We start from the raw sequence: 14,142 nt of genomic DNA, 5'->3' as shown, positions 1-14,142 counted from the left end.
TTTCATCGACAGCTCCAATCAGTCGGGGATGGAATCCGCGCTATTGCGGTATCAGGACTCGGCCACGGCCGAGAGTCTGACCTGATTAATTAATTGGCCACCGTGAGTGGCCACTTTCCGGGTGGACGATGTGCTGGCCGGTGCGGTCGATGGCCAGCCGTAGGCGTCCGGGGTCGGGCCGGCCCGCCGCGCGCCAGCGTGCGTACACCCGCTCTAGTTCGGCCCAGAGCCGGCGGCTGCCGGCCTCGGTGACAGTGCCCTCGGTGGCGAGCGCCCACGACCGCGTGACCGGATCCGCCACACCGTGCTCGACGGTCTCCTCGCTGGTGCGGGTGAACCGGACCAGCTCGGGCAGGAAGAGACGGGTGAAGGCTCTCAGGTTGAGATCGTCGATGTCACCGGGGATGTGGACCGGCCGAGTCGCCCCACTGTCGGCACCGGTCAGGGCCATCGCGTCGCGGTAGGTGAAGGCCGCCTCCTCGTTGCCGCCGCGGGCGCCCATGAACGCCGCGAACCCGGGCAGGAACGGGCCGGCCAACTCGCCGCCCTGCTTACGCAACCTGGCCAGGGCGTACCCGAGGTTGACGACCAGGACACCGCCGTCGACAAGCTGGTCGACCCACGCCGCAGGCACCGTGGGCACCGAACAGGTGGCGATGATCCGGTCGTACGGGGCCTTTGGTGGATATCCTGCGAGGCCGTCGGTGGTTACGACGGTGGGCGAGTAGCCAGCCTCCGCGAGCGCCTTCTTGGCGGCGTTGACGATCGGCTCGTCGATGTCGAGGCTGACCACCTGGGCGGAGCCGAGCCGGTGCGCGAGCAGGGCGGCGTTGTAGCCGGTGCCGGTGCCGATCTCCAGCACGCGGTGCCCGTCGGCTACGTCCAGGGCCTCCAGCATGCGAGCCATCAGCATTGGCTGTGATGACGCGCTGGTGGCGGTGGATCCGGCGTCGACCTGCGTGATCAGGGGCATGTCCGAGTACACGGCAGCCAACCAGGCGTCACCGTCTGCGCTACTGAGTCGGTCGGGTTCGGCTCCGTCTCGATGGACCCGGAACCGTGGTGTGAAGGCGTGCCTGGGCACGGTGAGGAAGGCGTCGGTCCATGCAGGGTCGGTGAGTGCTCCGGCGGTTGCGAGGTCCGCGACGAGTGCGCGGCGGCGTACGACGTCGGTCATGGGGATACTCCTGGCGTTGACAGTTCCGCAGCGACAGCCGCAGCGATGGGGAGCCCGGTGGCTCGCTCGATCCAGGCCCACTGGCCATTTGCGTTGATCTCCAGGAAGATCCACCGGTTCTCCGGTGTAACGACGAAGTCCAGGGCACCGAAACGCAGGCCGAGTGCCGCCATGAGTCGGCGTACGGCAGCGGCGACATCGGGCGGGACCTCGGTCCGCTCGTAGGTCAGTGCGTCGTAGTCGGTACGCCAGTCCAGTTCGGCCGCTGCCGACCCGGCGTCGATCCGCGTCGGGAACAGCCGATCACCGACGAAGGTCAGTCGCACCTCGTGACTCTTCGGCACGTACGCCTGGAAGGTGTGGGCGGTGGCTGCCACCGACGGACCCAGTTGATCGGCCGTGACACGGCTGGTGAACAGGGCCCAGCCCGGCTCGGCAGGCGATCCGTAGAGCGGTTTGTAGACCGCGCCGTCGGCCGTCGCGGTGACGAACTGCCGCGCCGCGGCTTGGTCGTTGGTGATCAGGGTGGCAGGCACGTCGAGGCCACACTCGACCGCGGTGGTGAGCTGGACCGGCTTGTACGATGCGGCGGCGTTGCGGCCGGGGTGGTTCACCCACCGGCAGGGCAGCGACGCCAGTACCCCGCCGATGCCGTGTCGGGCCTCGTCGGCAGCCCACACCCGCTCCGGGTCCGACATGGCCGGCAGGACGAACGGAGACGGCCGGCGGTAGTACACCGCAGTGACCCCATCGAGGTCGACACGTCGGTGACTGTCGGCCAGGGAGCCGGTCCATTGCCCGTGGACGAGCCTGGCGTCGAGGGTCAGATCCTGCGGGAACTGAGCCAGGTCGAAGCGTGCCACCGGCGTGCCCCGCTCGACCAGTGCGGCGACGACGAGGTCCGTGGTCAGGTCGAGTGGGTGGGTGAGGATGAGGACGGTCACGGATCTCTCCTGTCGGGGGCGGCCGGGGCCGGTCTCGCGGCCGGCCCCGGCCGTTGTCCTAGTCCTTGTCGGGGAAGCTGTGCCCGTCGTGCTCGGTGTCGTAGTGGGTGGCCGCAGGGTGCGCGGACTCGGTGGCCGGCTGGCCGCCGATGGTGGCGATCTGCCGGGCCGGGTCGTAGGCGATGCCGTCGAGGACCTGACGGTTGCCTCCGGACACGGTCCGGGCGAAGCCGAAGCTGACGGGCGGCGGGATCTCCGCCGTGGCCGGGACGGTGCGGGGGCCCGCGTTGACCGCGATCTGCCTCGGGGCGAGCGGGTTAGCGTGGAGGGACATGCACCTAACTCCTTCGGTCGGTAAGCGTCCGACCGGCGCTGTTCGCCGATCGGGGGTTCTGGTGGGGCATGGGCTGATCAAGGATCGATGCCCGTGATCCGGCGTAGTTCTTCGTCCGTTGGTGTCGCCGATCGCATCAGGATTGCCACCGACGGTGGTATCCATCCCGGGTCGTGGACTTCCAGCCATGTCCCGGCGAGTTGGACTCGGCCGCAGTCCGGCAGCCCGCATGGCCGGCAGCCGTCGACGGTCCGGGGCCAGTGCGCGAGCATCACCTGCCGGGCCACTACCGTGACGGCCTGGCGGCGATCCTTGGGCACGATCCGGTCGGTGATGACGACCCACAGCGCCCACTCGGCGGTCGGGCACCAGGTGCCCCGACAGCCGCCGCAGTGGCCTGACTCGGCGTGGTTGGTGATCGTGGCCCACGCCCAGTCGGCGGCCAGGCCGGGCGCGCTCTCCGGGACGCTCATCGATCTGGTCCGCCGACCGAGAGCCACCGGTCGCCGTCCCGTCGGTAGTCGCGGACCTGGGGCCGGCGGGCCTCGCGCCACTCCTGGCGGAACAACCGCCATTCGTCGCGGACTCGCCGGACCCGGCCTCGCAGATTCGTCAGCACACGGTCACCTCCGGCTGATGCGCCACGACGCCCCGGAGCACAGGTCACGGAGCGCCGCTCAGTGGGCGAATCGGTGCCGGCCGGGCCCACACCACGGGGAGGCTCGGCCCGGCCGGCCGGGACGCTGGCCTGGTCGTACAACCGACCGGCGTTCCGACTTCAGCGTGCGCCTGAGGTCACTGTGAGTGAAGGTGCATGGTGTACGGGTTGTTGTCAGTCCGTACGTGCGCCCGTACGCTGTGTACGGGTCAGGTGTCGGCTCCGACCAGGGCCGCCAGCTCGGCCTCCTCCTGAGACATCGCCCGGCGTCGCGCGGCGTTGATCGTCTCCACGATGTCCGTCGCATACCGTTGGTGCCGCAGCCACGCCGGAGCGGTGTGCCGGATTCCGAATAGGATGCTCTTCGCGTCGGAGTACTGGCCGAGGTCCGTGTGCGCCCATGCCACGTCGAGCAGATGCCGGTTGTAGCCCGATGACACACCGCCGCGCGGCCCGGGTGGCATCCGCTCCGACAACGTCAGTACCCGACGCGCGTCCCCGGCGACCGCCGCCGACTCGATCCTCTGCTTCTCCACCTGGCCCGTACCGAACCCGCCGACCATCATCAGATGCCCCGGATCAGGTGCACGCTCACCGATCCGCGCGGCGGCAGCCGCAGCGGCATCGATCATCTGGGTGGCGTCGTCCGGCCGGTTGTCCCGGGCGGCAGCGGCAGCGGCACCGAGCAGCAGCCAACCCCACGCCGCCAACTCGTCCGGTCGTGCCCGACTGAAACGCGGCTCGATCCGGTCAGCCGTCGTCACTGCGGCCCGCTCCGCGTCGGCCAGCCGGCCCTGCCGCAGCAGCAGCCATGTCATGCCCTGCATTGCCGCCGCCCCGATGACCGGCGAGCCGGCATCCTCGGCGGCGTCGACGGCACCCGTCAGCGCGCAGTACGCAAGGTCGAGGGCGCGAAGCTGGATCAACAAGTTCCCGGTCAGGTGGTGCGTTCGGGCGACCAGGGCGTAGGCGCCCGCCCGGTCCAGCTCGGTGGCCATGCTGGCGGCGGCGCGGACGTCGGCGATCAGCCGGGGTAGGCCGGCGAGGGCGACCGCGAACTCGTTGGCGTGGTACGCCCGGTCGACGGCCCGCAACTCGGCGGCGATCTGGGCCAGGGTAGGCGGGTCGCCGGACGGGGTGCTGTCGACGCCGCGAATCGGGGTGAGCGCCCGCCGGAGGTCCATCAGCGAGAGCGGCTCGTGGTCGGGCTCGGCTCGCGCGGCACCGCTGGACGCGTCACCGAACAGGCTGCTCGTGGAGACGCCGAGTGCCCGGGCCAACGCGTTGATGGTCTGGATCCGCGCGGTGGTGCGCCGGTTCCGCTCCAGCTTGCTGATCGTCTCCACACTGACGGCCGCTTGCTCGGCAAGCTGCTCCTGCGTGAGCTGCCGCTGTCGGCGGATGCGGGCGACGTTGTCGCCAAGGGTGGCGGCGTGGGCATCGCGGTCATCGGTCGGGGCCATCTGGGCCTCCCAGGTTACGGCTGGGGTGGTGGAGGCCCGGGCCGTGACCCCGGGCCACCCACTTCGGACGGTACACCTACGGTTGCTCAGCCTCCCGGATCCGGCCGCCGAACTCGACCAGTTGACCGGAGACCGGGGCCGGTCAGGGACGTGGTGGTCAGGGTCGTGGCGGCGCGGCGGTGCTGTCCCGGACGATGAGGGTGGTCGCCAGTTCGAGACGGGTCTGGGCGGGCGGTGCGCCGCCCGAGGCCAGCGCCAGGACGAGTCGGGCAGCGGCGGCGCCCATCTCGGCGAGTGGCTGCCGGACGGTGGTCATGGGTGGGCCGCACCATCGGGTGTAGGAGATGTCGTCGAAGCCGACGACGCTGAGGTCGTCCGGGATGCGGATCCGAGCCTGGCGGGCCGCCTCGTAGACGCCGAGGGCCTGTAGGTCGTTTCCGCAGAGGATGGCGGTGGGTCGCTCGGGCAGCCGCAGCAGTTCGCGACCGTGGTTGAGCCCGTCCTCGAAGGCGAACCACTGGCCGGTGCGGATCAGCCGGCTGTCCAGCGGTACCCCGGCCGCGTCCGTCGCGGCCCGGGCACCTTCCAGGCGGGCCCGGGCGGAGAGGCGTTCGGTCGGCCCGGTGATCACGGCGATGCGCCGGTGGCCGAGGTCGAGCAGGTGCCGGGTGGCGGCGATGCCTCCGCTCCAGTTGGTCGCCCCGACCGACGGGACCGGGTGCTCCGGCTCGCCGGTCGGGTCGAGGGCCACCAGCGGGATCCCGCTGGCGGCCAGCGTGGCGTGGTGTTCGGGGGTGAATCCCAGGTGTACGGCGATCACGCCGGTCGGGCGTCGGGCCAGCAGGTCCTGTGCCCAGGGGCGGCCGGTCGACACCTGGTGGAACACGTCGCCGAAGACGACGGCCAGCTTGTGTTCGCCGGCCACCTCCTCGACACCCTGCATGATCTGCACCGCCAGGTGGCTCTGCATGCCGTAGAAGAGCACCTCGATGCTGGCGCCCCGGACGGCGCTCTCCGGGCGGCGGTAGGGGTGCTCGCGCAGTACCGTCTCCACCCGCGCCCGGGTGGCCGGCGCGACGTCCCGACGGCCGTTGAGCACCTTCGACACGGTGGGCGCCGAGACCCCGGCGAGCGCCGCGATGGCGGCGACCGTCAACTCGCCCTGCCGGCGCCCGCGCTGCCGTCCGGGCGCCGGCCCGCCCGGTGCAGCCGCGACGGTACGCCCGGTGCCGCCGACCTCGGCGGCCACCCGCTGGGCGGCGAACCCGTCGAGGTTGCTCCGCCCCTGCTGGCCGCGACGTTCGTCGACCTCGGCGAGCAGTCGGACCCGGACCGCCTCGGCGTCCCGCTCGGCGGTCGGCCCGGCGGGAACCGTCTCCACCAGGTAGCGCCGCTTCTTGCTGACCGGGTCGAGCCCGGCGTAGACCCGCACCCGCAGCGACCCGCTGGGCAGCCGCTCGACTTCGCCACGGGCGCGCCGCCGCGAGGAGGGGTCCGACATGGAGCCAGGCTAGCGGAAACTGGCTCCTTGACTGACGCAAATAGCTCCACGAATTGCTCCACACGCGTCGGCATACGCCAATGGGCTGCCACGTCGCCGGAGTCGTGGTGGCCGGATCGTCGCAGAACTGGCGGACACGGCAAGAGGGCCGCATTCGTCGTGACGATTGGATGCCGAAGCCGGCCGATGCGCCGATGGGCTTGTCACCCGAACCTTTTCGACTCATACTGCTAAATGTTTCAGGCCGGACGCGATCGAGTGGACGGGCAGTCCGGGCGGCCGGCGAGCGGCGCGACCGTGCCAAGGAGAGTCTCGTGCTTCGATCCACCACCCTGGTCACCGCCGTCGTGGCGGCAACCGTCCTGACGAGTGCACCGGCGCAGGCGGCCGGCCCACGATCCGAGATCGGCGTCGACCGGACCGAGCGGCACCAGGTCATCGACGGCTTCGGCTACTCCATCGCCTTCCAGCGCTCGTCGCTGGTGCACAACCTCTCCGCGCAGAAGCGCGAGGAGGCCCTCGACCTGCTCCTCGACCGGGAGACCGGCGCGGCGCCGAGCATCCTGCGGCTCGGCATCGGCTCCTCGGCGACCGACCAGTACGACTCGATGCTCTCCATCCAGCCGACCGACCCGGGCGGGCCGGACGCCACCCCGAACTACCGCTGGGACGGCTGGGACGGCGCCCAGGTGTGGTACGCCAAGGAGGCGCGCAAGCGCGGCGTCGACCGGTTCTACGCCGACGCCTGGAGCGCGCCGGCCTACATGAAGGACAACGGCACCGACACCAACGGCGGCGCCCTCTGCGGTCTACAGGGTGTCACCTGCGCCAGCGGTGACTGGCGCGAGGCGTACGCGCGCTATCTCGTCCAGTACGCCAAGTTCTACCGGCAGGAGGGGATCAGGCTCGACGAGCTGGGCTTCACCAACGAGCCGGACTGGACGGCGTCCTACGCCTCGATGCGGTTCACCCCGGCCCAGGCCGCCGAGTTCGTGAAGGTGCTCGGCCCGATCGCCAGGCGGGCCGGCGTGGACGTGGCCTGCTGCGACTCGTTCGGCTGGCAGCAGTCGGACGCCTACGTCGAGGCGATCGAGGCGGATCCGGTGGCCCGCCGCTACGTCGACCTCTTCACCGGTCACGGCTACGCGAGCCCCTCGGACCGCCCGCTGCCGACCAAGGCGACCACCTGGATGTCGGAGTGGGCCCCGTCGAGCGTCGCGGACGGCTGGAACGAGGCGTGGGACAGCGGCAAGGGTACCGACGGCATCGCGATCGCCGAGCGCATCCACGACACCCTGGCCCTCGCCAACAGCAGTGCCTTCATCTTCTGGCTCGGCTCGTCCCGGGGCGGCACGGCGGCGCTGATGCAGGTCGACGACGCCAACGACGCGTACCGGGTGTCGTCGCGGCTCTACGCCTTCGCCGCGTACAGCCGGTTCGTCCGGCCCGGCGCGGTCCGGCTCGGCATCGACGGCGCACCGGAGGGGGTGAAGGTGTCGGCCTACCGGAACGCCGACGGCACCGAGGTCGTGGAGATCCTCAACACCACGAACGCGACCGTCAGTACCGGAGTCGACCTGAAGCGGCCGACGGCCTACCTCACCGACTCCACGCACAACCTGGAGAAGTCTCCGGACATCGTCTCGGAGTGGGGCCGGCACACCACGGTCGAGCTTCCGCCCCGCTCGCTCACCACCCTGGTCGGCAAGCGCCCCGGCCGGGGCTGACCCCCGGGCAGCCGCCGGTCGCCGGCTACCGGCCCGCTCCGGGTGGCGGCGCCGGGGTGAGCGGATGCCGGTCGACGAGTTCCTCGGGCGCGGAGAGGCACCAGCCTTCGTAGACCAGTTCGGCGAGTTCGTCGGCGTCGATCCCGGCCAGGTGCACGACGACCCAGCCGAAGCCGCCGGAGGTGAACTGCACCTCGAAGACGTCCGGCCGCTCGGCGACCAGCGCCGCCTGCTCCGACAGGGTCTGCTTCAGCCCGACCGTGCTGGTGCGGGGCCAGTGGTAGCCGAAGCGCCGGCCCCGGACGCTGTACGAGGTGTAGTCCCGTGTCTGGGCGCTCTCGACCTCGGCGAGCCTCTCCACCATCCGCAGGAACCGCGCACTCGATACCCCCACGCCGAGCATTCTCGCGTACCCGTCGGCCCGGCCGGTAATGGGTGCCGGCCACGCGATGTTGTATGGCCTAGCATTAGTGTGCGGCACACAGTATCGTGTGAACCATGCCGGACGACGAGCTTCTCTCGACGCATCTACAGGAGCTACGACGGGGCACCGTCGTGCTGGCCTGCCTGCTGATCCTCAAGAAGCCCAACTACGGCTACGCCCTGCTGGAACTGCTCGGCCGGCGAGGGTTCGCCGTCGACGCCAACACGCTCTATCCGCTGCTGCGCCGCCTGGAGAAGCAGGGACTGCTGACCAGCGACTGGAACACCGAGGAGTCCCGGCCGCGCAAGTTCTACCGCACCAGCGGCGAGGGGCTCGACGTCGCCGAGCTGCTGAGCCAGGACTGGGAAACGCTGGACGCCGCCTTCCGCACCCTGAGAGATGAGCTATGACCACGACCGCTCCCGGTACCCTCACCGACCGCTACGTGGCGGCGGCCCTCGGCCGGCTGCCCGGGCGGCAACGCGCCGACATCGAACGGGAACTGCGTACCTCGATCGCCGACGCGATCGACGAGCGGCTCGAGTCCGGAGCCGACCCGGCCGAGGCGGAGGTCGCGGTCCTCACCGCACTCGGCGACCCGGCCCGGCTGGCCGCCGGTTACGCGGACCGCCCGGCGTACCTGATCGGGCCCGGGCTGTTCGTGGACTACACCCGGCTGCTGCGGATCCTGCTCGCCACCGTGCTGCCGGCCGCCGTGGTGGGCGTGGCGCTGCTCCGGACGGTCCAGGGCGACACCGTCGCCGGCGTGCTCGGCACCGCCGCCGGGACGGCGGTCACCGTCGCGGTCCACATCGCCTGCTGGACGACGCTCGCCTTCGCGATCGTGGAACGCGTCGCCTACCGGCGACACCCGGCCGGGTGGCGGGCCGGTCGGTGGACCCCCGCCGCGCTGCCGGAGCCACCCAGCCGCCGCATCCGGTACGTCGAGCTGATCGGCGAGACCGCGGCGCTGGTACTCTTCACCAGCTTCATCCTGCTGTCGCCAGCACTGAGCATCGAGCGGGACGCCGCCGGCCGACCCGTCGGCATCCTCTCGCCCTGGCTGTGGGAGACCGGCGTCGTGTACGCCTTCCTGGCGGTCGCGGTCGTCAGCCTCGGCTTCGCGTACGTGAAGTACTACCTGCGGTGGAACCTCGCCCTGGGCATCACCGGAGCCCTGGTCAACCTCGCCAGCCCGGCCATGCTGATCTGGCTGGCCAGCACCGACCGGGTACTCAGTCCGGCCTTCGTCGAGGCGGCCGGCTGGTCGACCGGCGCTCCCCGATGGATCAACACCGGCCTCGTCGTCGCCGCCGTCCTCACGATCCTGCACACCATCGGCGAGGCCGCCGGCCAAGCCCGCCGCCGCTGACCGCCCGCACCACCGGCAACCGCCGGCACACCGCCGCGAGCGCTCCGACCGATCGGGTACGCCGCCGCCCGCCACCCTCGACACGCGCACCCGCGCGTACCCGCACCCTGCCCGCAAACCCTGCCCGCAAACCCCTCCGACGACCGGGGAGACATCATGAAGGCGATCATCCACGACGAGTACGGCCCGCCCGGCGTGCTGCGGTACGGCGACGTCGACATGCCGGCCGCCGGCGAGGGTGAGGTACTCGTCCGGGTCCACGCGGCATCGATCAACCACGGTGACCGGGTCTGGCTGCACGGTCTGCCCCGCGCCGCCCGCCTCGCGACCGGGCTCCGGCGCCCGAACCGGACGGTGCTGGGCCGGGCCATCTCCGGGACCGTCCAGGCGGTCGGGCCGGGCGTGACCCGCCTCGCGGTCGGCGACGCCGTCTTCGGCGAGGTGAACCAGCGCGGATTCGCCGAGTACGCGGCGGTTGCCGTGGACCGGCTGGCCCGGCGACCCGCCGGGGTGACCGACGAGCAGGCCGCCACGCTGCCGATCGCGGCGACCACCGCACTCCAGGCGATGCGCCGGGCCGACCTGCGCCCCGGCCAGTCCATACTGGTCAACGGCGCCTCCGGCGGCGTGGGCACCTTCACCGTGCAACTGGCGAAGCGGCACGGCGCGGTGGTGACCGCCGTGTGCGGCACCCGGAACGTCGAACTGGTCCGCTCGCTCGGTGCCGACCACGTGGTCGACTACACCCGCCAGGACGTCACCCGGGGACCGGACCGCTTCGACGTCGTCGTCGACCTCGCGGGCGGCCGGCGCCTCTCCGCCACCCGCCGGCTGCTCACCCCGACCGGGACGTACGTCTGCTCGACCGGTACCGGCGGGCCGCTGCTGGGTCCGCTGCCCCTGCTCGTCGCCGTCGTGGCGACCGCACCGTTCGTACGCCAGCGGTTGCGCGTGCTGACCGCGACCACCCGAGCCGACGACCTGGACCAGCTCGCCCGACTCGTCGCGGCGGGAGAGATCACGCCGGTGATCGAGCGGACGTACCCGCTGCGGGAGACCGCCGAGGCGATCGAACTCGTCGAGACCGTGCACGCCCGCGGCAAGATCGTGCTGACCGTGTGACCCGTGCCGGTGATGGCACCGGGGCGGCGTGCAGCGGCACCTGGTACCGGAGAGCGGGATGGGGGCTGTCTCGTGGATCTCGGTGGAGCGAGGCGGAGTCCAGGCGGTGATCCGGCAAGGCGGAGGTTTGTCCGGATACCGGTGTTGTATCCGGACGAACCTCCAACGCCGCCGGGCGCCGTCTGGGCCCGCCGCAGCCCGCCAGAGATCCGCGAGACAGCCCCTAGGTTGCGACGCACCGGGAGCGGGCTCGATGGCGACACCGCCGCCGAAAAAGTTTCGATCCGTGCCGCCCCGTCATCCGCGACGGGCAGGCTCCCGGCGGCAACGGCGTGACCTGCGGAAGATCGAGAAATGGCCGAGGTGACCCAAGATCAGCCCGTCCGGCACCTTATCGCCTAGAGTGGCCGACCGGTAGCTCTGGCCAAGACCCAATGGCATGCTTGGCGTCGGGAAGCAACCCGGAGGTGTGGGAATGACCGGATCAGCACAGCCGGACGGACCCGGCGACGGCCCGATGGCCGTACGGATCCTGGTGGGGGCCCAACTACGACGACTGCGCGAAGAACGGGGACTGACCAGGGCCGAAGCGGGCGACCCGATCCGCGCCTCCGAGTCGAAGATCAGCCGGATGGAGCTGGGCCGGGTCGGCTTCAAGGAACGCGACGTGCTCGACCTGCTGTCCCTCTACGGGGTACACGACGAGCAGGAGCGGGCGACGCTGCTGGCGCGGGTACGCGAGGCCAACACGTCGAGCTGGTGGCATCCGTACGCCGACGTGACGCCGAACTGGTTCCAGCGGTATCTGGGACTGGAGGCGACGGCGACGCTGATCCGGACCTACGAGGTCCAGTTCGTCCCGGGGCTGCTCCAGACGGAGGACTACGCCCGGGCGGTGGTGCGACTCGGCCACGGTTCCGCCCGGGAGGCCGAGGTCGCGCGCCGGGTACGGCTGCGGATGGAGCGACAGCAGCTGCTCAGCCGTCCGGATCCGCCGATGCTGTGGGCGGTGGTGGACGAGGCCGCGCTGCGTCGCCCGGTCGGTGGCCCGCAGGTGATGCGCGATCAGATCGAGGCGCTGATCGGCATCATCACGAAGATGCCGAACGTGAAGCTACAGGTGATCCCGCTTGCCGCCGGCGGGCACGCCGCGGCCGGTGGCGCCTTCACCATCCTGCGTTTCCCGCAGCAGGAGCTGGCCGACCTGGTCTACATCGAGCAGTTGACCAGCGCGCTCTACCTCGACAAGCGGGAGGACGTCGACTGCTACTTCGAGGCGGTGAACCGGCTGTTCGTCGAGGCCGCGCCGCTCAGGGACACCTTCCAGATCCTGGACCAGGTCATCCGCGACTTCGACGAGGTACCCCGCTGACCGGAACCTCCTCGCCCCGGAGGACCACGCCAGCCTGCTGATGCTCCCCGTCCGACCCGGGGCGGGCACGAGCGTGCTGAGCGCGCTACCAGCAGGTCCCGCAGACCGGACGGGGTCCCCAGTCCGGCGCGACGAGTCGGACCATGCGGTCGACCAGCGGGTCGCTGGTGTCCAGCGGTCGGGCGTCGAGTTCGTGGTCCAACAGGTCCCACACCACTCGGACGCACTCGATCCGGACCAGGTAGTCGGTGACCACGCAGATCGCGAAGTCCACCGGCCCGGCCGGCACCTGCTTCCGGTCCGAGAACGGGCTGACCCCGGCCGGCGCGTACGGCCGCAGGTGCGACCCGTACACGATGCCCTGCGAGAAACCGGGCTCGTAGACGGCGTACCCGAAGGCGGCGCCCGTCTTCACCTCGACGCAGTCGAGCCGACCCGCGAGGGTGAGGAAGTCACCCTCCTTCGTCGCGTCCAGTGCCGCCACGTCGATCGTGCCGGAGGTGCAGTCAATCCGCTCCCACACCGGCACGGCGGCCATCGCCGGCCCGGCGGTGAGTACGGTCATCACAGCGGCGGCCAGCGCCGCCACCAGGCGTTTCATCGATGGTCTCCCTCGACAGGCGGTGTGTTCCTCGGTGGGCTCGCCGCCTGCATCGCGCCGAGGGCGAGGCCGAGTTGGAAGCGGTTCTCCACGCCGAGCCGGTCCATCAGCGACCGCAGCGCGTAGGTGACCGAGCGGGTGGAGATGCCGAGTTCCTTCGCGGCGCTGGTGTCGGTGTGACCCTCGGCGAGCAGTCCGACGAGTGCCTTCTCTCGTGGTGTGAGCACGACCTCGGGTACTCCGTTCCGCCGTGGATCTGTCGCGTCCGTCCAGTGCCGGACGAACAGCGAGACGAACGACTCGACCGCCCCGGGTTCGACGACCTCCCACGTACCGTGGTGCAGGCCGTGCGGGTCGACGGCGACCAGCGCGACGCGGCGGTCGAAGATCATCAGCTTGTGTGGCAGCCGGGGCGCCTCGCGGTATTCCCCGCCCAACCGGGCGAACTCCGTCGCGTGCCGCGACGACCGGTCGCCGTCGGCCGGTGCGCGGCCCAGCGACCGCAGCCGGATCCGGCGCCGGAGCAGCGCGATGTCCATCGGGGCGGCGATCGCCAGGGCGTCGGTGCTGAAGACCGCTTCCGGATTCATCGCCAGGTGCTCGACCCGCTCCAGCGCCACCAGTTCGGCGATGCGCCGACGGGTCGCCTCGCGGTCCGGCAGCCGCCGGGCCGGAAACGGGCGGACCATACCCGGCCGCAACAGGCCGGCCGTGGCCTCGGTCACCGGGGCGGGCCGCCGGAGGGCGCGGCGTTGCAGAGTCGTCACCGCCACGTCCACCTCGGCCGCCTGCCAGGTCGCCGCGTCGACACCGAAGCCGGACGGCGCGGCGGTCGGCTCGACCACGCCGGCGTCCTCCAACTCGTCCAGCGCGGCCCGGACCCGGCGTACGGCGAGACCGAGGCTGGCCGCGATGCCGCCGGCGCTCCGGGCACCGAAGGTGACCAGGCAGCGGTAGACCAGATCGGCATCGGCGGAGACTCCCCAGCGGACCAGTAGCGGTACCGCCCGCCCGACGGCCAGTACCCCCGTGCCCCTGCCCGCCATGGACAACTCCCTCCCCCCGGGAATCGGTACGTCGTGATACAAACACAGGACGGCACCGATGTCTCGGGCCGACAAGATCACCATGTCGATTGGTTGCGTGATTGCGCAACCGCGCTGCCCAGAGCGCTCGCCGGCCAATCCGCCGGCCAATCCGCCGGCCAATCCGCCGGCCGACCCGTTGGCCCCGCCGGCCGACCCGTTGGTCAACCCGTTGGTCGAGGTCCGGCGCGGTGGTCGAGCCCTTTCCCACCTGGACCGCGTGGCGGTCGCGCCCGCGCGTCACCTGCCGGCACGACGGACCGCAAGGGGTGTTCGGAGAGGCTCGTTGAACCGTAGGCGTCGGAATCCCGTTCTAGCTCACGTGCGGCCACGCCCTGCGCGCCCGGCCCGCCTCGCCAACA

At 71.3% G+C, this 14,142-nt stretch carries 14 protein-coding genes; 5 read left to right on the top strand and 9 right to left on the bottom strand.

Annotation, left to right across the window (positions count from 1 at the left end; genetic code table 11):
• Positions 1 to 85: 85 nt before the first annotated feature.
• The 6 genes from Pma05_RS04180 to Pma05_RS04155 all read right to left on the bottom strand — a co-directional run bounded on the left by Pma05_RS04180 (position 86) and on the right by Pma05_RS04155 (position 6,077).
• Positions 86 to 1,177 (bottom strand): methyltransferase domain-containing protein, encoded by a 1,092-nt coding sequence (locus tag Pma05_RS04180; RefSeq protein WP_203855933.1) that lies wholly within the window; start codon positions 1,175 to 1,177, stop codon positions 86 to 88.
• On the bottom strand, positions 1,174 to 2,121 hold the full coding sequence (gene tgmB / locus Pma05_RS04175; protein ID WP_203855932.1) for an ATP-grasp ribosomal peptide maturase: 948 nt from the start codon (positions 2,119 to 2,121) through the stop codon (positions 1,174 to 1,176). The genes Pma05_RS04180 and tgmB overlap by 4 nt, the downstream gene beginning before the upstream one ends.
• A 58-nt stretch (positions 2,122 to 2,179) precedes the next feature.
• On the bottom strand, positions 2,180 to 2,455 hold the full coding sequence (locus tag Pma05_RS04170; RefSeq protein WP_203855931.1) for a hypothetical protein: 276 nt from the start codon (positions 2,453 to 2,455) through the stop codon (positions 2,180 to 2,182).
• A gap of 77 nt (positions 2,456 to 2,532) precedes the next feature.
• Positions 2,533 to 2,928, bottom strand: coding sequence for a hypothetical protein (locus Pma05_RS04165; protein ID WP_203855930.1), 396 nt, complete (start codon positions 2,926 to 2,928; stop codon positions 2,533 to 2,535).
• Between the two features lie 394 nt (positions 2,929 to 3,322).
• Positions 3,323 to 4,576 carry a helix-turn-helix domain-containing protein gene (locus Pma05_RS04160; RefSeq protein WP_203855929.1) on the bottom strand — a complete coding sequence of 418 codons (1,254 nt, stop codon included), beginning with the start codon at positions 4,574 to 4,576 and terminating at the stop codon, positions 3,323 to 3,325.
• Positions 4,577 to 4,733: 157 nt separating this feature from the next.
• Positions 4,734 to 6,077 (bottom strand): LacI family DNA-binding transcriptional regulator, encoded by a 1,344-nt coding sequence (locus tag Pma05_RS04155; protein ID WP_203855928.1) that lies wholly within the window; start codon positions 6,075 to 6,077, stop codon positions 4,734 to 4,736.
• A 314-nt stretch (positions 6,078 to 6,391) separates the two neighbouring features.
• Between Pma05_RS04155 and Pma05_RS04150 the strand changes: the two genes are divergently transcribed.
• Positions 6,392 to 7,804 carry a glycoside hydrolase family 30 protein gene (locus Pma05_RS04150; protein WP_203855927.1) on the top strand — a complete coding sequence of 471 codons (1,413 nt, stop codon included), beginning with the start codon at positions 6,392 to 6,394 and terminating at the stop codon, positions 7,802 to 7,804.
• A gap of 25 nt (positions 7,805 to 7,829) precedes the next feature.
• Here Pma05_RS04150 and Pma05_RS04145 read toward each other — a convergent pair whose 3' ends face one another.
• Entirely contained in the window at positions 7,830 to 8,198 is a 369-nt protein-coding gene (locus Pma05_RS04145) for an MmcQ/YjbR family DNA-binding protein (protein WP_239311646.1), read from the bottom strand.
• Positions 8,199 to 8,302: 104 nt separating this feature from the next.
• Here Pma05_RS04145 and Pma05_RS04140 point away from each other — a divergent pair, with 104 nt between their 5' ends.
• The 4 genes from Pma05_RS04140 to Pma05_RS04125 all read left to right on the top strand — a co-directional run bounded on the left by Pma05_RS04140 (position 8,303) and on the right by Pma05_RS04125 (position 12,094).
• Positions 8,303 to 8,638: a PadR family transcriptional regulator gene (locus tag Pma05_RS04140; protein ID WP_101370860.1), complete on the top strand. Its 336-nt coding sequence runs from the start codon at positions 8,303 to 8,305 to the stop codon at positions 8,636 to 8,638.
• Complete coding sequence (locus tag Pma05_RS04135; protein WP_203855925.1) at positions 8,635 to 9,600, top strand: permease prefix domain 1-containing protein; 966 nt, start codon at positions 8,635 to 8,637, stop codon at positions 9,598 to 9,600. The genes Pma05_RS04140 and Pma05_RS04135 overlap by 4 nt, the downstream gene beginning before the upstream one ends.
• A gap of 156 nt (positions 9,601 to 9,756) precedes the next feature.
• A complete protein-coding gene (locus Pma05_RS04130) occupies positions 9,757 to 10,722 on the top strand; it encodes an NAD(P)-dependent alcohol dehydrogenase (RefSeq protein WP_203855924.1) in 966 nt (321 codons plus the stop codon).
• 475 nt (positions 10,723 to 11,197) lie between these two features.
• Positions 11,198 to 12,094 (top strand): Sco1979 family transcriptional regulator, encoded by an 897-nt coding sequence (locus tag Pma05_RS04125; RefSeq protein ID WP_203855923.1) that lies wholly within the window; start codon positions 11,198 to 11,200, stop codon positions 12,092 to 12,094.
• Between the two features lie 85 nt (positions 12,095 to 12,179).
• Here the strand turns inward: Pma05_RS04125 and Pma05_RS04120 are convergent, their stop codons facing one another.
• The gene (locus tag Pma05_RS04120; RefSeq protein WP_203855922.1) at positions 12,180 to 12,695 is read right to left on the bottom strand and encodes a hypothetical protein; all 516 of its coding nucleotides are present in this window, start codon (positions 12,693 to 12,695) and stop codon (positions 12,180 to 12,182) included.
• Positions 12,692 to 13,741, bottom strand: a complete 1,050-nt coding sequence (locus Pma05_RS42285; RefSeq protein WP_239311644.1) for a helix-turn-helix transcriptional regulator — start codon at positions 13,739 to 13,741, stop codon at positions 12,692 to 12,694. Before Pma05_RS42285 ends, Pma05_RS04120 begins: the two co-directional genes overlap by 4 nt.
• Positions 13,742 to 14,142: the final 401 nt, after the last annotated feature.

Source organism: Plantactinospora mayteni (genome assembly GCF_016862935.1).
Taxonomy (GTDB): domain Bacteria; phylum Actinomycetota; class Actinomycetes; order Mycobacteriales; family Micromonosporaceae; genus Plantactinospora; species Plantactinospora mayteni.
The sequence above is the reverse complement of the archived record's forward strand: the minus strand, read 5'-3'. Positions and strand labels throughout refer to the sequence as shown.

Coding starts and splice junctions, on each gene's coding strand:
- Pma05_RS04180 (WP_203855933.1), bottom strand. CDS start 1,177: ATGACCGACGTCGTACGCCGCCGCGCACTCGTCGCGGACCTCGCAACC.
- Pma05_RS04170 (WP_203855931.1), bottom strand. CDS start 2,455: ATGTCCCTCCACGCTAACCCGCTCGCCCCGAGGCAGATCGCGGTCAAC.
- Pma05_RS04165 (WP_203855930.1), bottom strand. CDS start 2,928: ATGAGCGTCCCGGAGAGCGCGCCCGGCCTGGCCGCCGACTGGGCGTGG.
- Pma05_RS04160 (WP_203855929.1), bottom strand. CDS start 4,576: ATGGCCCCGACCGATGACCGCGATGCCCACGCCGCCACCCTTGGCGAC.
- Pma05_RS04155 (WP_203855928.1), bottom strand. CDS start 6,077: ATGTCGGACCCCTCCTCGCGGCGGCGCGCCCGTGGCGAAGTCGAGCGG.
- Pma05_RS04140 (WP_101370860.1), top strand. CDS start 8,303: ATGCCGGACGACGAGCTTCTCTCGACGCATCTACAGGAGCTACGACGG.
- Pma05_RS04135 (WP_203855925.1), top strand. CDS start 8,635: ATGACCACGACCGCTCCCGGTACCCTCACCGACCGCTACGTGGCGGCG.
- Pma05_RS04130 (WP_203855924.1), top strand. CDS start 9,757: ATGAAGGCGATCATCCACGACGAGTACGGCCCGCCCGGCGTGCTGCGG.
- Pma05_RS04125 (WP_203855923.1), top strand. CDS start 11,198: ATGACCGGATCAGCACAGCCGGACGGACCCGGCGACGGCCCGATGGCC.
- Pma05_RS04120 (WP_203855922.1), bottom strand. CDS start 12,695: ATGAAACGCCTGGTGGCGGCGCTGGCCGCCGCTGTGATGACCGTACTC.
- Pma05_RS42285 (WP_239311644.1), bottom strand. CDS start 13,741: ATGGCGGGCAGGGGCACGGGGGTACTGGCCGTCGGGCGGGCGGTACCG.